Below are 19802 nucleotides of genomic sequence, written 5' to 3' on the forward strand. Positions count from 1 at the left end.
GTAAGCTACTTTGAAAAATTAGCCAAGCTTCTTAGCAAGCTGTGATACCTTTCTTGCAGCAGCATTCTTATGCATAATGCCCTTTGTGCAAGCCATATCTACCTTCTTGATAGCAGCTCTTACTACTTCTTCCTTGTTTTCTGCATTCTCAGCTACAGCAGCGTCAGCCTTCTTGAGTGCAGTTTTAAGATCAGACTTTACAGCCTTGTTTCTCATTGTCTTAGTGTTGATAACCTTGACTCTCTTCTTAGCGGATTTAATGTTTGGCATACCGACACCTCCCTCATTCTGTATAAATTTGCACTTATTTGCACAAGCTATCCGCAGACTGAGAGGAAATGCGGAAAGCCCTTTAAACAAGCCTTGTAAAATATTTTACCACATTTCAAAAGAAATTGCAAGGGGGTTTACTGAAAAAAATATAGAAATTTTGCGGTCTAAATTGTAGGAACACACAAAAACTTACACGAAGTCACAGAAAGGTGAATAAAATGAGCATTAGAACGGATATAGCGGCGGAGAGCTTTTCTCAGGCAGGCGGTGCGGAAAAGCTTCAGGGAGTGAAAGTCAAAAACAAGGTTATCGAAAACGCTAGGCTTGAGGTAACGGACATCACCATAGAAACACAGGAAGCCGCCGAAAAGCTTGGCAGACCTATCGGCAGATACATCACCCTTACCGCCACAGATTCAACATTCGATATGTACAGCGACAGTTTTCGTGAGCGTGCAGAAGTCATAGCAAAAGCCATAGGGGAGCTTTGCGGTGAATGTGAACGTTTTTTGGCAGTAGGGCTTGGGAACTATGCCCTGACTTCCGACGCTGTTGGCCCTCTTACCGCTGAAAAGATCTTCGCTACCCGCCACATAAAAAGCCTTGCAAAAGAGATTGATACTGACGATCTGGGCGAGGTCACAGTGATACAGCCAGGAGTGCTTGGAAACACGGGAATAGAATCCTCAGAGCAGGTAAAAGCAATTGCGGAGCGTGTAACACCGCAGGCTATCATTGCCGTTGACGCACTGGCTTGCAGCGAGCTTTCAAATCTTGGCAGGACAATACAGCTTTGCAACACCGGCATTTCTCCGGGAAGCGGAGTCGAAAACGCACGAAAAGAGCTTTCGCTTTCGACCCTCGGGGTAAAGTGCATTGCCATAGGCGTGCCAACGGTCATAGACCTTTGCACTGCCGCACAGCACATTTTCGGTCAGACCGCACCTGAAAGCTCCGAAAACATCATGGTCGCTCCGAAAACTGCTGACAAACTTTCGGAAAACTGCGCAAAGCTCATTGCAATGGGCATAAACCGCGCCGTTCACCCTGCCCTGTCGCAAGAGGACATTCAAGCTCTCACCTGCTGACAAAAGGCAGGTGGTACAGTAATGTAAAACCTGTATACAACAATTGTAAACTTTTTATTAATATGTATGAGTGAAATTGCGAAAACGTTTTCTGAAAACGAATACTCACACAAATTCAACACGCCTTTGTCATAATCAACAAAAACGCTTGAGCTTTATATTGCAAAATGCTGATTGACTAAATTTAAACTTTTTGTTATCATTAGTAAGGACGAAAAATAAGCGTTATGGCAAGCGTTGTCGGGTAACAATGCTTGTCGATCGTAACAGATGAACGTTTTGGGTAAGGAACATTCGTCTATTATCAAGGAGGTTACTATAATGAAAATGGCAAAGAGAATTTTCGCTGCTGCTTGTGCGCTTTCACTGGCTTGCAGCATGGCTGCTTGCGGCAGCTCATCAAGTGACAGCTCATCTTCCAAGAAGGAAGCTAAGGCTATGACAGAAGATCAGAAGGAGCAGGTAAATGCACTTCAGGATAAGCTCCCTGACATCGAGCTTTCAAACAAGACTATCAAGTGGATGGCTCACTATGACATCAACCCTACTGATGGTAAGTCAGAATCACCTGCTATCTCACTTTTCCAGACTAAGTACGGTGGAAAGATCGAGTACGTTCAGACAACTTGGGATAACAGATATACTGATCTTGCTAAGGCAGTTATGGCTAACGACTCACCTGACTTCTTCCCTGCTGACGACATGGACGCATTCCCTAAGGGTGCTATCAAGGCCATGTTCGAGCCTATCGACGATGTAGTTGATTTCAGCTCAGACATCTGGTCATCATCACAGACACTTAACGATTCATTCGTATTCAACGGCAAGCACTATGTAGCTGCTATCGACGTAAAACCACAGTATGTTTGTACATACAACACAAAGACAATATCAGACTTTGGCTATGACGATCCTGCTGAGCTTTACGCTAATGACGAGTGGACATGGAGCAAGTTCACAGAGATGTGCCTTGACTTTGCAGACTCTGAAGCTGACAGATGTGCTCTTGATGGTTACTGGTACGGCGAGGCTCTTAACGATACTTGCGGTTATCCACTTATCGGTCTTGAGGACGGCAAGCTTGTAAACAACATGGGCAAGGCTGAAGTTGGTACAGTTCAGGATCTTATGTACAACCTTGAGAAGAACAACGTTGTATTCGACATGTCAAGCAACAACTGGAAGACAAGAGGTGACGGAGCTAACGGTGAAGGTCTTGGTTCACAGCTCACACTGTTCATTCCTATCGGCACATGGGCTCTCGAGGATACTCCTGAAAAGACTAAGACATTCGGAAGCGTCAAGGACGGCGAGGTTATGTTCGTTCCAATGCCAAGAATGGACGATTCTGACAAGTACTATGTATCTACAGGTGTAAACGGCTATCTCCTCTGCAAGAACGCTCCAAACCCAGACGGCTTCAATGCGTTCGTAAACTGCTGCAAGGTTGCAAACTCTGAGGTACAGAACATCACAGAAGAACAGCTCAAGAACGACTACGGCTGGACAGACGATATGATCGAGATGCGTAAGACAATTTACGATCTGGCTAGACAGAATCCTGTATTTGACTTCCAGAACGGCGTATCTGCTGAGCTTTCAACACTTATGCAGACAGTAAACCAGGCTACAATGATAACAGGCGGCGGAGCTACTACATGGACAGAGTGCGTTGCTGAGAACCAGAAGGCTGTTGATTACATCATCAAGGAAGCAAACGCTAACGTTGCTGAATAATTCAGTATTTCCAAGCGGGACGTTCATTCGTCCCGCTTTTTTTGTTGCCTTTGTATTTGTCACGAATTTGTTAAATATATTTGTACGCAAAATGCACAATATAAAATACATAAATTTGTGCAAGAATTTTACGAATTTTTATGTACAAATCACAAAAAATATGCTATAATAAATACACGTTAAAAAGAATATATCAAAGAAGGGAGATATGTTTTATGAGATCGATTATTACTATCAGCCGTGAATTTGGCAGCGGAGGACGTGAAATAGGCAAGAAGCTTGCTGATGATCTGGGCATACCTTTCTATGATAAAGAGCTTTTGGAAATGGCTTCAAAAGAGAGCGGTATATGTCAGGAGCTTTTTGTTAAGAACGATGAGTCCTATACTAACAGCTTTCTTTTCTCACTGGTCATGGGTAATTACCCTGTAAGTGCAGACGGCAGGATCAATCCTGATATGCCACTGAATCACAAGATATTCTTGGCTCAGTTTGAAACTATCAAGAACATTGCAAAGAAGGGTCCTTGTGTTATTGTAGGACGTTGTGCTGACTATGTTCTGAAAAATGAGCCTAATATTATCGACTTCTTCATTTCCGGCAACACTGCCGAAAAGAAAAAGCGTATCCTTGAGAGATACGATATTGAAAAAAACAAAGCTGAGGACTTTATCCGCAAGACTGATAAGCGGAGAGCTTCATACTATAATTATTACACCGACATGAAATGGGGCGAAGCAAAGAACTATGACCTTTGTATCAACTCGTCCAAAACAGGCGTTGACGGTGCTATCAAGCTTATGAAGGCTTATATCGAAATAAAAGAAGCCAACGCTGATAAATAGGAATTTTTCGTTTTAATTCATTTTACTTTCCTTACTACGAAAGAGGGCTGACCATAGGGTCGGTCCTTTTCCGTTTTATGAGGAGTTTTATTACTCCAGCTTAAACAAAGTGTAACCAATATGTTATTGACAATAACAAGCAAATATATTATACTGTATAAAAGGGCAGAAGTCCGACAAAAAAAATAAAAAACACTGCAAAAGGAGAAACAGAAAATGGCTGAAATAAAAGTTATCACTATCGGCAGACATTATTGCGCAGGCGGTTCGACTATCGGTAAGCTTGTGGCTGAAAAGCTTGGTATCCCATGCTATGACAGAGAGATAATCGACATGGCGGCACAAAAAAGTGGCATTGCAATGAGCGAGATACAAAAATACGAGGAAGCCGCTCTGAGCATTCTCAAAACACCTATAAATCTGTTTTCAAAGGAGAAAGAGTATCCTATAACAGAGAAGATATTCGCCGCTGAAACAGAGGTAATAATGGAGCTTGTTTCAAAGGGAAACTGCGTTATCGTGGGCAGATGTGCAGATTTTATACTGAAAAACAAAGTCAAGACGCTGAATGTCTTCATTAATGCAAGCTTTGAGAAGCGTCAGGAGTGCGCAATTGAGAAGCACAACATCTCCGAGGACGAGGTGGAAGCAAGGCTCAAAAAGTATGACAGAAAACGTGCCGACTATTACAACTCCAACACCAACAAAAAGTGGGGAGATATTTCAAGCTATGATATGTGCCTTGACAGCGGCAGGCTTGGCTACGAAATGTGCGCCGAGATAATTGCTGACACTGTGAAGCTTTCAAGGGAGAAATAGGGGCAATATTTTATTGGGAGCGATAAAAAATGTCAAAGGATAAGGAAGTCAAGACCAACGCCATGCGTATTCTTGACAGAAATAAGGTAAAATACAAGGTCAACACATATGAGTGCGACGAATTTATCGACGGCATACACATTGCAGATATGCTCGGTCAGCCGTATGAAAGCTCGTTCAAGACCCTTGTGACAGTGGGTAAAAGCGGAAATTACTATGTTTTCGCTATCCCTATCGCAGAGGAGCTTGACATGAAAAAGGCGGCAAAGTCTGTGGGCGAAAAGTCGGTCGAGATGCTCCATGTGAAGGATATAAACTCTGTTACGGGCTACATTCGTGGTGGCTGTACACCCCTTGGCATGAAAAAACAGTACATGACGGTAGTTGACAGCTCTGCGGAGCAGTTTGAGGAGATAATCATAAGCGGCGGACGTATCGGGTCGCAGATAATGCTTTCTCCGAAAGACCTTATCAAGGTCACAAGGGGTAAATTCGAGAGCATAACAATGAGTGAATAAACAAAAAAAGAGAGCCGCTTGGCTCTCTTTTATTTTGCATTTATGTTGATATATTCGGGCTTTGTCTTTGAGTACATTATTTTCTGGCTGGAATAAAGTCCGTAATAGCCCGAAAGCATATAGCTTACTCCGCAGGCAACCGCAAAAAGCACAAGCCCACTTCCGCCGAAAAGCTCATAGCTGAGAAGTATGGAAGCCACAGGGCAGTTCACAACGCCACAGAAAAGTGCCACAAGACCTATAGCCGCACCGAATGATGGGTCAAGCCCCAAAAAGCCTGCGGCTGTACAGCCGAAAGTTGCTCCGATAAAGAAGGTCGGGACTATCTCACCGCCCTTGAAGCCTGTATTTATAGTTATGGCGGTGAAAAGCATTTTCAGAGCAAAGGCTTCTGGGTGCGCCTTACCTTTCTCTAAAGCCGCCACGATAACGTCTACGCCTGCTCCGTTGTAATCCCTTGTACCTACAAGCAAAGTCAATGCAATGATCACAACGCCACCGACAGCTATCCTGAGATAGGTGTTAGGCAGATACATCTGAAATCTTGAATGTGAAAACTCCATTACCATGCAAAGGAGTATGGATATTACCGCACAAAGAGCCGCAAGCGCCGCTATCTGGGTCACAGACACAAGGGAAAGCCTTGGTATGCCTGTTATGTTGAACTTTGTTGGCGCAAGCCCTGCCAACAGCGATATTTTATATGCGATAAGAGAGGAAGCTATGCAAGGCACAAGACCCACATAGTATATAACGCCCACGCTTATTACTTCCATAGCGAAAAAAGTCGCAGTCAAAGGCGTGCCGAAAAGTGCGGCAAACACTGCGCTCATTCCGCACATTATCACAAGGCTGGAGTCTTTTTCGTCAAGCTTTAAAAGCTCGCCTGCCTTTGCGCCAATGCTTCCGCCAAGCTGCAAAGCCGCACCCTCACGTCCTGCCGAACCGCCCGTAAGGTGGGTGAGTACGGTGCCTAGAAAGATGAGAGGCGCCATAAGCAGCGGCACTTTGATGTTTCCACGAACAGAGCTTATGATAAGATTTGTACCGGTCTCCTCGTCCACCTTGCAGACACGATAGCTGAAAATGATAAACAGACCTGCCAACGGCATAAGATACAATGTCCAGCTATGACACTCACGAAAGCCTGTGGCAAAGTTTACCGCCATATGGAACAGCGAGCCGACTACTCCCCCTATTACGCCCACTGCGCAGGCGATAAAGACCCACTTTGCAAAGGCTATGGAGAATTTTTTCACCGTCCGCATTTTGCTTTTTATAAACTCACTGCTTATTTTCCTCACCCCTTTTTACAGAAAAACAACGGGCGACATATGCCGCCCGAAATATTTGAAATACAGCTCCACAATAATGGGACGTCGCATTTCTGTGAAACAGAAATTCAGCCGTTCCACTACAAAATAATATGCTAAATTATACCTCAGCGATTACCTCTACCTCAACGAGAACGTCCTTTGGAAGCTCTTTTGCGGCAACGCATGAACGTGCAGGCTTTGATGTGAAATACTCACCGTAAACTCCGTTAAATGCACCGAAATCTGACATATTCTTAAGGAAGCATACTGTCTTTACAGCCTTGCCGATAGATGTTCCTGCGGCTTCAAGAACGTTTGTGAGGTTCTTGCAAACCTGATGTGTCTGCTCCTCGATAGTTGTTGCCTCAACGTTGCCTGTTGCAGGGTCAATTGCTATCTGACCTGATGTGAAAACAAGGTTTCCTACCTTCATTGCCTGTGAATATGGACCGATTGCGTCCGGTGCGTTCTTTGTGTAAACAACTTCTGCCATTTTTATCTACTCCTGTCTTAAAATTACTTATTGACTATCTTAAAGCCTGCGGCTGTAAGAGCCTGTCTTATCTCTCTGATATGATCAAAGTTTCTTGTTTCAAGAACAAGTCTGAGCAGGCAATCTGTGATATCGCTGTCCTCACTTGCTCTCTCGTGGTGAACAGAAACAACGTTTCCGCCAAGCTTTGAGATTATCTCTGAAACATCTCTCAGCTGACCAGGTCTGTCCTCAAGCTGGATAGTAAGAGTATCAGACCTGCCAGACTTGAGCAGACCTCTCTTGATAACTCTAGAAAGGATAGTTACGTCTATATTTCCGCCTGAAACAAGACATACAACCTTTTTGCCCTTGATGTCAGGTATCTTATTAAACATTACTGCGGCAACAGGTGTTGCGCCTGCGCCCTCTGAAACGAGCTTTTGCTTCTCGATAAGGTGGAGGATAGCTGATGATATCTCGTCGTCTGAAACTGTAACAACACCGTCAACATACTTACTGCAATACTCAAAGGTATGCTCGCCAGGCTCTTTTACCTTGATTCCGTCTGCGATAGTGTGAACGCTTTCAAGGCACTCTATCTTGCCGTCTTTAAGTGAATTTACCATTGAAGGTGCGCCTTCAGCCTGAACGCCGTATACTCTAACGCTTGGCTTGAGCTGTTTTACAGTGAATGCAACACCTGAGATAAGTCCGCCGCCGCCGACCGGAACAACGATAACGTCTGCGTCAGCCACCTGACTTAGTATCTCCAGACCGATAGTTCCCTGACCTGCGATAACATTCTCGTCATCGAACGGGTGAATAAATGTATAGCCGTTAGCGTCACGAAGCTCGATAGCCTTTGCATAAGCGTCATCATAAACGCCAGGCACAAGACATACCTCAGCGCCATAGCCCTTGGTTGCCTCTACCTTTGAGATAGGTGCGCCGTCAGGAAGACAGATGATAGACTTTATACCGTTCTTTGTTGCGGCGAGAGCAACGCCCTGTGCGTGGTTTCCTGCTGAGCAGGCGATAACACCGTGTGACTTTTCCTCGTCTGAAAGCTGTGATATCTTATAATAAGCTCCTCTTACCTTGAAAGAACCTGTTACCTGAAGATTTTCTGTTTTCAGATAAACGTCACAATCAGGGTTTACCTTTGGCGCATGGATACACGCTGTTGGTCTGATGACCTCTTTAAGCACGTTTGAAGCGTCAAAAACCTTATCCAATGTAAGCATAAAAAACAACCTCTTTTTTCTATGTAATAAAAAAAGCCCTCGCCTGACTAGAGGCGAAGACATAATATCTCCGTGTTACCACTCTGATTGCAGACCATAAGCCTGCCACTCATATCTCTTTCTAACGGTGAGAAACCGTATCCGCTTAACACATCTGCTTAGGCGGATCAGCTCAGAGATGATCCTGACGGCGTTATCCCTGCGGACTTTCACCAAACGTCCGCTCTCTGCGAAGTATTCGCACCGTCACCTTTCTCGTCACAGCCTTTACGATATTCAATACAATCATTATATCACCATAAATATGAATTGTCAACAGCAATAAAATGAATTTTTCTCTAAGACATTATACAAAAAATAAAAACCCACACGCTCGTGCAGGTTTTAAGGCAACACCACACAAGGATCGTGCGTAAGATGCGTAGTCAGATTTTTTGCCAGATCGTATAGAAACGACGCAGGCTAGCTGACGCTAGTCAAGGAGTTTCTGTGCGATATGGCGGAAAATCTGCAAGCAGATTGCGTACGAAGCCGCTAGGCGTTCCTTGTGTGGTGTTGCCTTTAATTAAGGAAGTATAGAAAAAATATATGAAGAAAACAATCATGAAGTCTTTTTAACTGTCGGTCTTTCCTTTCCGACTGTAATAATATTACCACTGCAATGTGATAGAATTATGTGCAAAGAGAGTGCATTTGCAAAAATATCACCTTTTGTTTGCGTAATGCACAACGATATGACGAAGCTTCCCTGTGGTCATATCCCTGCCCTTTATATCCGCTCCGTTGTGGCTCATAAGCTCAGCGCAGACTATGCCGTCGGTACTGCACCTGAAAACCTCGTGTCCGTCACACACCACCACAAGCTTTTCACTATCAACAGATATTCCGCCTGTTCTTCCGATAACATTTTCCTCTGCGCCCTCACGCTCAACCACATAGGAAACTCGTTTCCCATGATAGCGTTCAAGCTCTTTCAAGGGCGTACCTTTATTTTTTCTGAAAAGTCCCATTTTACGCTCCTGTATCAATTATCTGCTATATTATTATCATTTCCTGCACAAAGCTGCCTTGCGGAGGCGATAACGTCAAGCGACTCGCCCACCGACTGCAAAAAGGCTGACAGCAGCCCAAGCTGGTCAACGCTCAAACCCTCGCCAAGATAATTTGCAAATGCCGCAGCCATTATATTAAGCTGCTGACCGCAGCACGATCCCCTGTTTTCCACTGATACCGCCCTTTCCTGCTCACAACGTTTCTCTGTCATAATATGCGTCAGAAGAATAATACGTTCGCATATGCAGATAATAAGGGCATATTCTGAAAGGGGTCAAACGCCTATGAACATCACTCACACCATACTTGCCACAGTTGGCTCTATAATCGTTATGTTCGCCATATCAAAGCTTCTTGGCAACAAGCAGATATCACAGCTCACGCTTTTTGACTACATCAACGGCATCACCATAGGCTCTATCGCCTCTGAAATGGCTGTTTCACAGGAAATGGACGAGCTTATCGTGCCTGTTATCGCAATGGTGCTTTACGGACTGACAGGCTTTCTGTTGTCTGTGCTTACGATGAAGTCTATCCACTGCCGACATTTTCTTTCGGGCAAGCCTATCCTGCTTATTGAAAAAGGCAAAATATATCCCGAAAATCTTAAGACCGCCAAGCTTGATGTGAACGATCTGCTTTCAAGGGCGAGAACGTCAGGCTATTTCGACATCTCAAAGATATACTACGCTATTCTGGAAACCAACGGCACTATCTCTTTCATGGAACGTGCCACAGAAGCACCTCTCACTCCAAAAGACTTAGGATATGAGAAGCAGGACGAAAAGCTTTGCACCGACCTTATCCTTGACGGCGTTATTATGGAGGACAACCTGAAATACGCAGGCAAGGAGATAAAATGGCTCACCAACGAAATAAAAAAGCAAGGCTGTTCATCACCTGACAAGGTCTTTCTCTGCATAGTTGACGGAAACGACAAGGTGACAGTGTTCCCGAAAACTCAGGAGAGCAACAAGAAGATCTACTTCGACTGAACCTTCTTCAAAAACTCGTGGAGTTCCTCTGCAAGCCTGCTCACAGGCAGACCAACAACGTTATAAAAGTCCCCGTCTATCTTTTCCACAAGAAGTGCTCCAAGCCCTTGTATGCCGTAAGCCCCCGCCTTATCCATAGGCTCGCCGCTTTTCACATAGGCTTTTATCTCCTGGTCGGAAAGCTCTCTGAAAGTCACTGCGGTGGTGGCGGAAAAGCTACTGTAACGACAGCCTCTGCCAAGGGTAACGCCTGTTACAACATGATGAGTCTTGCCTGACAGCATTTTTAACATTCTTATGGCATCAGCTTCGTCCACAGGCTTACCGAGAACTTCCCCATCGCATATTACAACAGTGTCACAGCCGATAACAACGCTCAGGTCATAGACCGAAGCGATACATCTGCATTTTATCCCTGAAAGATACTCAGGGGCAAGTTCTGGTGTAACGTCCTCTGGTATTTTTTCGTCACAATCAGAGGGGATAACCCTGAAATTCTCACACATCAATGACAGCAGTTCTTTTCTTCTTGGCGACGCTGAAGCAAGTATAACATCATAATCCATAAGCTCGCTTGAAATATTCACTGACATAAAGATCTTCCTTTACTTCTTTTACTTCTTACTCAAAAAGGCAACGCACTTATTATCCTGCGCTGCCTTAATTTTTTTATTACAACTTCATTCCGCACTCTGAGCAGAACTTAACGCCTGCAGGCTCTTTGTGGCCGCACTGAGAGCAGAATACAAAACTGCTGTTTGCAGGCTCTTGCACCGGAGCTTCTGCTATCACCGGAGCAGGCTGTGGCATTGGTGCAGGCTGAGGTGCTGTTTCAGGCTGTGGGATAGGTGCAGCAGTCTGTGCCACAGCAGGCTCAGGGATAGGAGCGGCTGTCTGAACATTCTGCTGAGCAGGATTGCCATAAACAGGATTAGCCTGTGGCTGATTATAAGCAGGTGAAACAGGGTGATTATGATAGCCCTGACTGTTTTGTATAACAGGCTGTGCGCCCATTGGAACTGCACCGCCCTGAGCAGGCTGCTGATAAACAGGCTGAGCCATTTCAGGCTGTTTTGTTCCGCAGTTAGGGCAGAACGCCATATTCACTGGTATCTCGTGGCCACAGCCGGAACAAAGTTTCATTCCTCTGATGGTAAGAAGCTGTTCATTAAGATTTTTCAGTTCTTCAAGAGTTGCGTCTATCTGAGCAATAAGGTTTTTCACCTCCGGCTCTTCTATCTTGTCAGCCATTCTGAGCTTGACATATCTGCCTATCTCGGTATACTTATCGTTTATAAAGGCAAGCTTTGCGTCTATCTGTGCCTTTACTGCATTTTCAGGTGTATTCTTAGGTGAAAAAAATCCCATTTTTATTCTCCCTTTCGGTTATAATATTTCTTCTGTTTTTTGCTCTGTGGCGGTATTATCCTCAGGCTGAACGTCAGGCGAAGTTGTTGTAGTATCAGGTGCTTCTGTAGCAGGAGCAGTGGTAACAGTGCCGTTCTCGGTCGGCTGAGTCTGTGCAGGCTCACTGTTCTCTTTGCTGTCCCCTGAAGCGTTTCCGCCCTCGTCAACTATCTCTGAATCCTTTATCTCCTTATCTATCTCGTCCTGCGACATCTGACCTCTCTTTACAGCTTTGTCATTTACAGCCGACAGACCAAGATAGCAATTCACATAATAGTGAGTAAGTATCTGATCGTATGTATAGCCAGCCTCGGCATAATAGCAAGCGCCCCACTGCGACATTCCAACACCGTGACCCCAGCCATAGGACTTGAAAGTGAACACACCGTCCTTATAGCTTATCTCCATGGCGTTCGATTTCACATCAAAGAGGTTGCAGAGCGTGATACCTGTTATCCTAGCTTCACTGCCATCATAGGTACAGCTCGTATGACCGTCGATAGTCACTCCGCTTATATACTTTCCGCTGAAAGCAGAGTCTATTTTAAACCAGTTCTTCACGTCGTCGGAAAGCTTTATATCAGTTTGGCTCTCGATACGCTCCTTGACCTCGTCTTTTGTATATGTAGCTTCAATGCCCCAGTTAGGATCTTTATCGTCAAACTCACTCTTTACACGCTTGAGATACGGGTAAGAAACGCCCCATATATCCTCGCTGGTGGTAGAATAACCTGCTGTTGAAGCAGAATAAACTGCATTTATGATATTGCCGTTATACATAACGGTCTGACCCTCAACGGCATTTACACATCTTTCTATCTTTGAAGAATATCCGCTTTTAAGCCCCACCGTAGGTATAGCACCGATAGAATCGTTAAATCTGACCCATGTATAAGCCGCCACGGCCTGCGCCTTTATGGCTTCCTCGCCCCACTCACCGCCTATCTCACTGTTGACTATCTGACAGAGCAGTTCATGACCATTAAGAGTGACGATATTTCCTGAGATTATATCGTTGACAGTATAATACTCATCAGCGACGCTTCTTGTATCTGTAAAGTTAGCAGGGTCGTTCTTTATATCGTAATACTCGCCCTTATCCTCAGGCATTTCCACAGTAAACTCACTGGCTGAAGCCTTTTTCTTTGTGGTCTTTGCCTGCTTTTTCTGCTGAACATAAGACATATCATACTTATCCACAGAGGACTTTTTGAACTTCACAAAGTCATAGACCTCAGTAGCGGCAGTGGTCTTAACGCTTTGAGCTTCAACGTTTTTGACCTGCACCGCAGGGGCTTTTTCTGCGCCCACGCTTTTATTATCCAGCAGCAGCTCACCGCATATACCAACGGCAGTTATGCTCATTACCGCTGCGCAGACATTTGCACATATCTTTTTTGTCATCAAATTCATCGTCAAGACACTGTCCTTACCTTCAAGCGGTCACACCGCAAAACATTCCCAATGGCAGCAAAATACTCACTGCATACCTAAATAATAGTTTATCAAATACTGAAAAAAAGTCAAGACAAAGCTAAGTTTCGTCCTGACTTTTCAGCATAATATACAATTTTACATCTACAATATCGGCGTTTTAGCCAAAAACTTCAAATATTACTTGAAGTATCTCTGACCATCAAGCTCCATGCAGAATGTGAGTGATTCAAACCAAGACGCTGTACTTCCACCGCAATACTGTGGAGCGTAGTAATAAACTGCACCGTTTGAATTATCCTCGCCGTTCAGCGCTCTCTTTGCACAATCAATAGTGTTCTGAGTTGGCTTGTTTCTGCCACTGTAATAGCCGTTTATTGCAGTGAACTGATTTGGCGCTGTAAGAACGTCGCTTATAGAGCTTCCAAATCTGCCTGTTTTCACTCTGTTGATAATAACATTTGCAACAGCGATCTTGCTCTGCTCTGAGCAGTTTCCTACCTCGCCCTGAAGAACGTAGCAAAGCATATCAAATTCTTCATCTGTATAGCTTATAACAGAACTGTTCGAGCTTGATGTTGTTGCTTTCTTTGTTTCTGTCTTTTTTGTTTCAGACTTTGTTGTCTTAGCCTTTGTTGTCGTAGTCTTTTTTGTTTCAAACTTCTTAGCTGCTGTTGTAGTTTCGGACTTCGCAGCGGAAGTTGTTGTTACTTCTGCCTTTTTAAGATAGTCCTTCATTACATATCCGCTGTAGTCGCCGTATGTAACCTTATACCAACCGTCGCTTGTTTCAGCCGTAACGATAACTTCCTCGTCTGCTGCAACGATAGCTTCTATCTCTGAGTTCTTGTCAGCCTTTTCTCTGACGTTCACGATCTCAGTTGCGACCATTGTTACGTTATTGACCTTTGTTTCTTTTGCTGCATTTTTAGTAGTTTCTGTCTTTTTTGTTGTAGTGGCTTTGGCGGAAGTTGTTGTCTCAGACTCTGCCTGTGCCATTTTATACTCGCTGATACCCGCTTTTCTCCATGTAACGGTGTTCATTGAAGTATAGGTCTCATCTCTCTCAGTTTCTGCTTCTGTCACAGAAGTGGTCTTAGTGTTGGTTATTGCAGCTTTTGTGTCCTTCTGAGCCTCGTTGTTGCCGCTTGTAAGTGCAAAGATACTTACTGTACCTATCATCAGCACTGCCAGCGCACCGCTGCCCAGCATTGTTCCTACTTTCCTGACCGACGGCTTAGCTGTTCGCTTTATGCTGTCTTCAGTTTTTTTCTGCTTCATTTTAATCACATTACCCTTTCCGACCGTCTGCACGCAAACCGTCTTCACTGCCGTCCGTGAGCTTGACGTCAGCTAAAATTTATTTTACACCGATTTGGTGTAATAAACATCAATAATCCCAGCCGAAATACTTCTTATTGTTTCCGTATACGTTTCTCCAGCATTTAGGAAAATAAATATCCTTATTTGCCTTGTCCTTATAGGAATCTATTATAAGATCCAGGTTATCGTCAGCCGTCATTTTCTTTGCCACGATCACCCACCTGAGATTTGAAGTTTCGTTTGTACAAGTTGAGAGCGATATATACTTATCGTCTGCTGTACACTCGATATCGTTTGAATACCACGAACGCTTTCTCACTTCTGAGATCCAATCGTCAAACTTATAGTCAGCGTCGTCAAAATATCTGGTAGTCCAGTATTTGAAGAGCTTTCCGTCGTCCTGATTTTCAAGTATTCCCGTCACGAACGCACCCACGATAACATACTTACAGTTGCTGTCATAGATAGTATTGAACTCGATAACAGGATATTTCTTAAGAAAATCAACGCCCTTTTTATACTCAGTAAGGTGAGTAAAGGAAGTTCCCACATATCTCATGTTATGACCATATATCGTGATATTGTCAGACTGCCCGTCCTTATTTATGGTAGACCAGGCGTCTGCATAAATGCTTCCCGATTCGTAATACTGCTTGTCTATATTCTTGTAAAGATAATATTCATTATCCTTGCCTTTAAGAACAGGGAAGTTTATATATTCATCACCTGCGGAATTTTTAAAGCCGGGGATCTTTATCCAGCCTACGACGTCCTTGTTCCTTTTCAGAAGCTTCTTAGCCCAACCCTGAACTTCTCTGTCCTTCGTTGAAGCCTCAGGGTCAGAAACGTCAATATCGTCTGAGCCGTTATTCTTGCTCAGGTCAACGTCATCGCTAAAGTCAGGCTCGTAATTTACGATCTCCTGCATATAGTTCTGATCCTGCTCGTCGGCTTTCAGAAAATCTGAAAGCTCATTAAGAGAAACACAGAAAAGCACGATAGAGAACATGAACACTATCTTTCTGAACACTTCTCCTGCTCCGTCGCCCTTCCACGGGATAAAATATCTTACTACTCTTACAAAAAAGTTTGTATCGTCCTTTTCGGACAGATTCATTGTTTCATTAGCCATTGACATTTATTTCAAGCCTCCGCCTTTTGTTCATACAGTTCAAGCACCATTCTCAGTGCTGTTTCTGTTGTAAGCATACGGATCTTTCTTCTGTCCAAATTCTCATATTCTTTATAAAGCTCAAGCCGTCTGACTATTTCTTTCTGACGACTTCTCACTGAAACATACACAGTTCCCACAGGCTTTTCCTGAGAGCCGCCGCTTGGTCCTGCTATACCAGTAACAGCCACTGCACAATCTGCACCGAAAAGCTCCAGCGCACCCTTGCTCATCTCACTGGCTGTCTGCTCAGAATAAACAGTATACTGCTCCAGCGTTTCCTTTTTCACGTTCAGAAGCTTCATCTTTATTTCCTCCGTATAGGTGCAGGCACCGCCGAGGAACATTTCCGACGCTCCCGAAACGGAAGTGATCGTCTGGCTTATCATTCCGCCTGTACAGCTTTCCGCAGTACACAGATTCCGACCGCTCTTTATCATATATTTTACTACACTTTTTGTAACTATGTCAATACTATCTGTAACCACTTTGTCACCTTCAGCAAATTTCATAGTAATAATCACCCCTTTTAGTTATATATTGCACATAAAAAATCGGCTCTTTTTGTCCATTTTGTTAATTCGACGTTTTTCAAAAACCAATGCTAATGGCAAGTTTTGTAAGCAGATGTTACACTTTTGTTACCAAATTACTGATTTTTCATTATTAACAAGCCCGTTCAACACCCTTTTGAACGCAAAGAAAAGCCCTGAAAATTCGGGGCTTTTCGGCATTTTTCACCATGGAAAGACACAATATTCGGGTACAAAAAAGCGTACAATTAAGCTACAAGCTGTTACAGTTTTAACCCGTTTGTAACCTTTTCACAGACACCATGCAACGGGTGTACGCCATGAAAATACGCTATGCGTTTCTGATAAGATAAGGCTTTGTTCCCTCGATAGCTTTCTGGATATAAGGCTCCCAATCGAAAGCGTTCTGAGCGGCTTCAACGTCTGCAAGATTTGGTCTTGTCTTAGGGTGCTTTGGCGTGAAAACTGTACAGCAATCCTCATAAGGGAGGATAGAGGTATCAAAAGTATCTATCTTTCTTGCTATCTCCACTATCTCAGATTTGTCCATACCAACGCATGGTCTGAATACAGGCATACGGCAAGCGGCGTCTGTGCAGACCATTGCATACATAGTCTGGCTCGCCACCTGACCAAGGCTCTCGCCTGTGACAAGTGCCTGAATGTCCTCCTTTTCGCATATCCTCTGAGCTATCTCCATCATAAGTCTTCTCATCAGGATAGTGAAAAGCTCCTCAGGGCAGTTATCTCTCAGAAGCTCCTGGATCTCCGTAAAAGGCACGCAGAAGAAGTTGATATCACCGCAGTAAGCAGTGATTATCTTGGCAAGCTTTTCAACTTTCATCTTCGCTCTGTCGGAAGTATATGGTGGAGCTTCAAAGTGGATAGCGGATATTATCGCACCACGCTTTGCCATCATATAGCCTGCAACAGGCGAATCTATACCGCCTGAGAGAAGAAGCATTGCCTTTCCGCTTGAGCCGACAGGTATTCCGCCAGCACCCTCGATAGAGCCTGCGTGAACATAGGCGTTCGTTTCTCTTATCTCCACTGTTACTACAACGTCAGGATCGTGAACGTCAACTTTAAGGTGTGGAAATCTTTCAAGTATCTTTCCGCCCATTTCTATACATATCTCAGGGGACTTGAATGGGAACTTCTTATCTGAACGCTTTGCGTCGACCTTGAAAGTTCTCGCAGTTTCCATTTCGTCCTCGATATAGTCAAGTGACTTTGTGAGTATCTCGTCCATATCCTTTTCCAAAACGCAGCAGCGACAGAGCTTAACAATACCGAAAATTTTCGACAGCTTTTCCACCGCCATGTCAACATCGCTGTCATCATTGAGTGGCTCAACATACAATGTAGACTGCGCCTTTGATACGCTGAACTGTCCGCAGCTTTTAAGTCTTCTTTTTACGCTCTTTGTCATCATGCTCTCGAAGCTTGATTTGTTAAGACCTTTCAGAGCTATCTCGCCATATTTGCAGAGAATGATTTCTTTCATAAATTTTATCCTTTCTTTACGAAAACTGCACAAAAAAAGTCCTCGTCAAAAACCTGTCAAAAGCGACCTTTTTCGCCGTTTCCCTTTATAAATAGTACAAAACATTTGTTTGCGTGTTTTACCTTACCTTGCACAGGTCATTCTGCGCAGACTTTATGCCCTCCATAAGAGCGTCGATATCGGCCTTTGTGGTGTCGATGCTAAAGCTTATCCTGATAGTGGAGTCAAGGCTCTGCTCGGGATATCTGAACTCTTTTAGCACGGAGCTTTTCTTGCCCTTTGAGCAGGCTGAGCCGCTTGAAACATATATCTCACGCTTTTCAAGATAGTGGAGAAGTACTTCGGACTTTAATCCATTGACGGCAATGCTTGTGACATAAGGCGAGCCGCCTTTTCGTGAATTTACGAAAACATCGCCGTTTTCGTTACACTTTTCTATGAGATAGGCTTGGATATCAGCCGCCTTTTCAAAGTTCGCAGAAACATTCGGCGCAAGCTTTTTCACCGCCGCACCGAAACCGCATATGAGCGGCACTGACTCAGTACCCGAACGAAAGCCTTTTTCCTGTCCTCCCCCAAGCATAAAAGGCGGTATATGAATGCCCTTTTTCACATACAGCGCACCGATGCCCTTTGGAGCATATATTTTATGACCGCTGAGGGATATCATATCGGCATTCAGCTTTTTGGCTTTCACAGGAATTTTCATAAATCCCTGAACGCAGTCGCAGTGAGTAATCACCTGGGGATACTTTTTCTTTATCATAGAAAAAGCCTTTTCCACAGGGAGTATGTAGCCGTTTTCGTTGTTCACAAGCATACAGCTAACAAGGAACGTATCCTCGTTCACAGCGGCAAAGATATCACGGGCGTTTATCTCGCCGTTCTCGTCAGGTGATATCCTTATGACCTCACAGCCCATATCTTCAAGCTCCTGGGCAGGATTTTTCACAGCAGGGTGTTCAACAGAGGATATGACAACACGCTTTTTACGTTTTCCGTGAGCCTTGTAAGCCCCGAAAATAGCGGTATTGTTGCTTTCAGTAGCGCCTGAAGTGAAATAGACCTCATCAGGGGTAACACCGAGAGCGTCGGCAATGATCTCACGAGCGTCAGAAACAAGAAGCTCAGCGTCAAGACCTGCTCTGTGCAGAGAAGAGGGGTTTCCGAAGACCTCCAAGCCTTTCATTACAGCCGCTTTAGCTTCATCACAAGGTTTTGTGGTGGCTGCATTATCAAGATATATCAATTATCACAAGTCCTTTCATGTTTTATCGCAGTTATTTTTATTATAACATATAATTGTGAATAATGCAAACAAATCGGGAAAGTGAGGAATGAGGAGTGAGGAGTGAGGAATTATGGTATCGCCTGCGGCGATGTATTTTTATAAAGCACAATGCGGCACGGCATTTTCAGCCGCACCGCACAGAGCACTATTTATCACAGTTACAATTACTTCCCCATGAAGCCATTGACAGTCTGATATAATATCCCTGCGCTTCTCCGCAAACAGGACACCTCTCAGGGGCTTGCGTGCCCTCCACGATATAACCGCAGTTCAAGCATACCCACGTTTCAGACTGGGAGGAAGAGAACAGCTTTCCCTCTTTCATAAGCTTGCCAAATGCCGCAAAACGCTTGCCGTGAACATTCTCTATCTTGGCGATATTGGTGAAGTCCTGAGCTATCTTTCCATAGCCCTCCTGCCTTGCGACATCCGCAAATGCAGGATAAACGTCGTCTGATTCCTGACGCTCGTTGTGGTCTGCCATACCAAGCAAGGTACACATATCCTCCGAAATATCCACAGGATAACCGCCGTCAACAAACACGCTCTCTCCTGACAGCTCTTTGAGATGTTCGTAAAATATCTTTGCGTGAACTTTCTCCTGATCGGCTGTGAACTTGAACAGGTCGGCAAGCACATAAAGCTTTTGCTGTCTTGCCTTTTCCTCCGCCATTGTGTAGCGGTTTCGTGCCTGACTTTCCCCTGCAAAGGCTCTCATAAGGTTATCCTTTGTCTTTGAATTTCTGAAATCTGACATTTTTTTATCCTCCTAC

At 44.3% G+C, this 19802-nt stretch carries 21 protein-coding genes and 1 other annotated feature; of the genes, 6 read left to right on the forward strand and 15 right to left on the reverse strand.

Annotation, left to right across the window (positions count from 1 at the left end):
- Nucleotides 1-18: 18 nt before the first annotated feature.
- Nucleotides 19-270: a 30S ribosomal protein S20 gene (gene rpsT, locus AB5627_RS11640; protein ID WP_022287631.1), complete on the reverse strand. Its 252-nt coding sequence runs from the start codon at nucleotides 268-270 to the stop codon at nucleotides 19-21.
- A 221-nt stretch (nucleotides 271-491) separates the two neighbouring features.
- Between rpsT and gpr the strand changes: the two genes are divergently transcribed.
- From gpr to ybaK, 5 genes are all read left to right on the forward strand, one after another.
- Entirely contained in the window at nucleotides 492-1361 is an 870-nt protein-coding gene (gene gpr / locus AB5627_RS11645; protein ID WP_368369851.1) for a GPR endopeptidase, read from the forward strand.
- Nucleotides 1362-1682: 321 nt separating this feature from the next.
- The gene (locus tag AB5627_RS11650) at nucleotides 1683-3098 is read left to right on the forward strand and encodes an extracellular solute-binding protein (protein ID WP_368369852.1); all 1416 of its coding nucleotides are present in this window, start codon (nucleotides 1683-1685) and stop codon (nucleotides 3096-3098) included.
- Nucleotides 3099-3313: 215 nt separating this feature from the next.
- Nucleotides 3314-3943 carry an AAA family ATPase gene (locus AB5627_RS11655; protein WP_022287628.1) on the forward strand — a complete coding sequence of 210 codons (630 nt, stop codon included), beginning with the start codon at nucleotides 3314-3316 and terminating at the stop codon, nucleotides 3941-3943.
- Between the two features lie 216 nt (nucleotides 3944-4159).
- Nucleotides 4160-4762 carry an AAA family ATPase gene (locus tag AB5627_RS11660; RefSeq protein WP_117863873.1) on the forward strand — a complete coding sequence of 201 codons (603 nt, stop codon included), beginning with the start codon at nucleotides 4160-4162 and terminating at the stop codon, nucleotides 4760-4762.
- A 29-nt stretch (nucleotides 4763-4791) separates the two neighbouring features.
- Nucleotides 4792-5280, forward strand: coding sequence for a Cys-tRNA(Pro) deacylase (ybaK, locus tag AB5627_RS11665; RefSeq protein ID WP_022287626.1), 489 nt, complete (start codon nucleotides 4792-4794; stop codon nucleotides 5278-5280).
- Between the two features lie 29 nt (nucleotides 5281-5309).
- Here the strand turns inward: ybaK and AB5627_RS11670 are convergent, their stop codons facing one another.
- From AB5627_RS11670 to AB5627_RS11690, 5 genes are all read right to left on the reverse strand, one after another.
- The gene (locus AB5627_RS11670) at nucleotides 5310-6548 is read right to left on the reverse strand and encodes a chloride channel protein (protein WP_368369853.1); all 1239 of its coding nucleotides are present in this window, start codon (nucleotides 6546-6548) and stop codon (nucleotides 5310-5312) included.
- A 166-nt stretch (nucleotides 6549-6714) separates the two neighbouring features.
- Nucleotides 6715-7089, reverse strand: coding sequence for a RidA family protein (locus tag AB5627_RS11675; protein WP_117863874.1), 375 nt, complete (start codon nucleotides 7087-7089; stop codon nucleotides 6715-6717).
- A 23-nt stretch (nucleotides 7090-7112) separates the two neighbouring features.
- Nucleotides 7113-8315 carry a threonine ammonia-lyase gene (gene ilvA / locus AB5627_RS11680; protein ID WP_022287623.1) on the reverse strand — a complete coding sequence of 401 codons (1203 nt, stop codon included), beginning with the start codon at nucleotides 8313-8315 and terminating at the stop codon, nucleotides 7113-7115.
- A 46-nt stretch (nucleotides 8316-8361) separates the two neighbouring features.
- Nucleotides 8362-8586, reverse strand: a binding site (T-box leader).
- 433 nt (nucleotides 8587-9019) lie between these two features.
- Nucleotides 9020-9325 (reverse strand): hypothetical protein, encoded by a 306-nt coding sequence (locus AB5627_RS11685; RefSeq protein ID WP_022287622.1) that lies wholly within the window; start codon nucleotides 9323-9325, stop codon nucleotides 9020-9022.
- A 14-nt stretch (nucleotides 9326-9339) separates the two neighbouring features.
- Nucleotides 9340-9579, reverse strand: a complete 240-nt coding sequence (locus tag AB5627_RS11690; RefSeq protein ID WP_022287621.1) for a hypothetical protein — start codon at nucleotides 9577-9579, stop codon at nucleotides 9340-9342.
- 73 nt (nucleotides 9580-9652) lie between these two features.
- Between AB5627_RS11690 and AB5627_RS11695 the strand changes: the two genes are divergently transcribed.
- The gene (locus AB5627_RS11695; protein WP_022287620.1) at nucleotides 9653-10363 is read left to right on the forward strand and encodes a DUF421 domain-containing protein; all 711 of its coding nucleotides are present in this window, start codon (nucleotides 9653-9655) and stop codon (nucleotides 10361-10363) included.
- Here AB5627_RS11695 and AB5627_RS11700 read toward each other — a convergent pair.
- The 9 genes from AB5627_RS11700 to rbr all read right to left on the reverse strand — a co-directional run bounded on the left by AB5627_RS11700 (nucleotide 10351) and on the right by rbr (nucleotide 19786).
- Nucleotides 10351-10956, reverse strand: a complete 606-nt coding sequence (locus tag AB5627_RS11700) for a nucleoside triphosphate pyrophosphatase (RefSeq protein ID WP_181982644.1) — start codon at nucleotides 10954-10956, stop codon at nucleotides 10351-10353. The two genes, AB5627_RS11695 and AB5627_RS11700, sit on opposite strands and share 13 nt — an antisense overlap.
- A gap of 79 nt (nucleotides 10957-11035) precedes the next feature.
- Nucleotides 11036-11731: a zinc-ribbon domain-containing protein gene (locus tag AB5627_RS11705; protein ID WP_022287618.1), complete on the reverse strand. Its 696-nt coding sequence runs from the start codon at nucleotides 11729-11731 to the stop codon at nucleotides 11036-11038.
- A gap of 18 nt (nucleotides 11732-11749) precedes the next feature.
- Entirely contained in the window at nucleotides 11750-13183 is a 1434-nt protein-coding gene (locus tag AB5627_RS11710) for a SpoIID/LytB domain-containing protein (RefSeq protein ID WP_302837703.1), read from the reverse strand.
- A 201-nt stretch (nucleotides 13184-13384) separates the two neighbouring features.
- Nucleotides 13385-14485, reverse strand: a complete 1101-nt coding sequence (locus AB5627_RS11715) for a cell wall hydrolase (protein ID WP_265290846.1) — start codon at nucleotides 14483-14485, stop codon at nucleotides 13385-13387.
- A gap of 109 nt (nucleotides 14486-14594) precedes the next feature.
- Entirely contained in the window at nucleotides 14595-15665 is a 1071-nt protein-coding gene (locus AB5627_RS11720; RefSeq protein WP_022287615.1) for a class B sortase, read from the reverse strand.
- A 5-nt stretch (nucleotides 15666-15670) separates the two neighbouring features.
- Nucleotides 15671-16210, reverse strand: coding sequence for a CinA family protein (locus AB5627_RS11725; RefSeq protein WP_368369854.1), 540 nt, complete (start codon nucleotides 16208-16210; stop codon nucleotides 15671-15673).
- Nucleotides 16211-16562: 352 nt separating this feature from the next.
- Nucleotides 16563-17738: a tRNA uracil 4-sulfurtransferase ThiI gene (gene thiI, locus AB5627_RS11730; protein WP_022287613.1), complete on the reverse strand. Its 1176-nt coding sequence runs from the start codon at nucleotides 17736-17738 to the stop codon at nucleotides 16563-16565.
- A 118-nt stretch (nucleotides 17739-17856) separates the two neighbouring features.
- Nucleotides 17857-18987 carry a cysteine desulfurase family protein gene (locus AB5627_RS11735; protein WP_022287612.1) on the reverse strand — a complete coding sequence of 377 codons (1131 nt, stop codon included), beginning with the start codon at nucleotides 18985-18987 and terminating at the stop codon, nucleotides 17857-17859.
- A 187-nt stretch (nucleotides 18988-19174) separates the two neighbouring features.
- Nucleotides 19175-19786 carry a rubrerythrin gene (rbr, locus tag AB5627_RS11740; protein WP_022287611.1) on the reverse strand — a complete coding sequence of 204 codons (612 nt, stop codon included), beginning with the start codon at nucleotides 19784-19786 and terminating at the stop codon, nucleotides 19175-19177.
- Nucleotides 19787-19802 lie beyond the last annotated feature (16 nt).

Origin of the sequence: Ruminococcus sp. RTP21198st1_G1_RTP21198_201120, from assembly GCF_040924265.1 — a bacterium.
GTDB lineage: Bacteria > Bacillota > Clostridia > Oscillospirales > Ruminococcaceae > Hominimerdicola > Hominimerdicola aceti.

What these genes read in the sequence shown, in the direction of transcription:
- AB5627_RS11675 (WP_117863874.1), bottom strand. Translation starts at nt 7,089, where the DNA reads ATGGCAGAAGTTGTTTACACAAAGAACGCACCGGACGCAATCGGTCCA.
- AB5627_RS11685 (WP_022287622.1), bottom strand. Translation starts at nt 9,325, where the DNA reads ATGGGACTTTTCAGAAAAAATAAAGGTACGCCCTTGAAAGAGCTTGAA.
- ybaK (WP_022287626.1), top strand. Translation starts at nt 4,792, where the DNA reads ATGTCAAAGGATAAGGAAGTCAAGACCAACGCCATGCGTATTCTTGAC.
- AB5627_RS11710 (WP_302837703.1), bottom strand. Translation starts at nt 13,183, where the DNA reads ATGAATTTGATGACAAAAAAGATATGTGCAAATGTCTGCGCAGCGGTA.
- thiI (WP_022287613.1), bottom strand. Translation starts at nt 17,738, where the DNA reads ATGAAAGAAATCATTCTCTGCAAATATGGCGAGATAGCTCTGAAAGGT.
- rbr (WP_022287611.1), bottom strand. Translation starts at nt 19,786, where the DNA reads ATGTCAGATTTCAGAAATTCAAAGACAAAGGATAACCTTATGAGAGCC.
- AB5627_RS11655 (WP_022287628.1), top strand. Translation starts at nt 3,314, where the DNA reads ATGAGATCGATTATTACTATCAGCCGTGAATTTGGCAGCGGAGGACGT.
- AB5627_RS11720 (WP_022287615.1), bottom strand. Translation starts at nt 15,665, where the DNA reads ATGTCAATGGCTAATGAAACAATGAATCTGTCCGAAAAGGACGATACA.
- AB5627_RS11650 (WP_368369852.1), top strand. Translation starts at nt 1,683, where the DNA reads ATGAAAATGGCAAAGAGAATTTTCGCTGCTGCTTGTGCGCTTTCACTG.
- AB5627_RS11695 (WP_022287620.1), top strand. Translation starts at nt 9,653, where the DNA reads ATGAACATCACTCACACCATACTTGCCACAGTTGGCTCTATAATCGTT.
- gpr (WP_368369851.1), top strand. Translation starts at nt 492, where the DNA reads ATGAGCATTAGAACGGATATAGCGGCGGAGAGCTTTTCTCAGGCAGGC.
- AB5627_RS11690 (WP_022287621.1), bottom strand. Translation starts at nt 9,579, where the DNA reads ATGACAGAGAAACGTTGTGAGCAGGAAAGGGCGGTATCAGTGGAAAAC.
- AB5627_RS11715 (WP_265290846.1), bottom strand. Translation starts at nt 14,485, where the DNA reads ATGAAGCAGAAAAAAACTGAAGACAGCATAAAGCGAACAGCTAAGCCG.
- AB5627_RS11705 (WP_022287618.1), bottom strand. Translation starts at nt 11,731, where the DNA reads ATGGGATTTTTTTCACCTAAGAATACACCTGAAAATGCAGTAAAGGCA.
- rpsT (WP_022287631.1), bottom strand. Translation starts at nt 270, where the DNA reads ATGCCAAACATTAAATCCGCTAAGAAGAGAGTCAAGGTTATCAACACT.
- ilvA (WP_022287623.1), bottom strand. Translation starts at nt 8,315, where the DNA reads ATGCTTACATTGGATAAGGTTTTTGACGCTTCAAACGTGCTTAAAGAG.
- AB5627_RS11670 (WP_368369853.1), bottom strand. Translation starts at nt 6,548, where the DNA reads ATGCGGACGGTGAAAAAATTCTCCATAGCCTTTGCAAAGTGGGTCTTT.
- AB5627_RS11700 (WP_181982644.1), bottom strand. Translation starts at nt 10,956, where the DNA reads ATGTCAGTGAATATTTCAAGCGAGCTTATGGATTATGATGTTATACTT.
- AB5627_RS11725 (WP_368369854.1), bottom strand. Translation starts at nt 16,210, where the DNA reads ATGAAATTTGCTGAAGGTGACAAAGTGGTTACAGATAGTATTGACATA.
- AB5627_RS11660 (WP_117863873.1), top strand. Translation starts at nt 4,160, where the DNA reads ATGGCTGAAATAAAAGTTATCACTATCGGCAGACATTATTGCGCAGGC.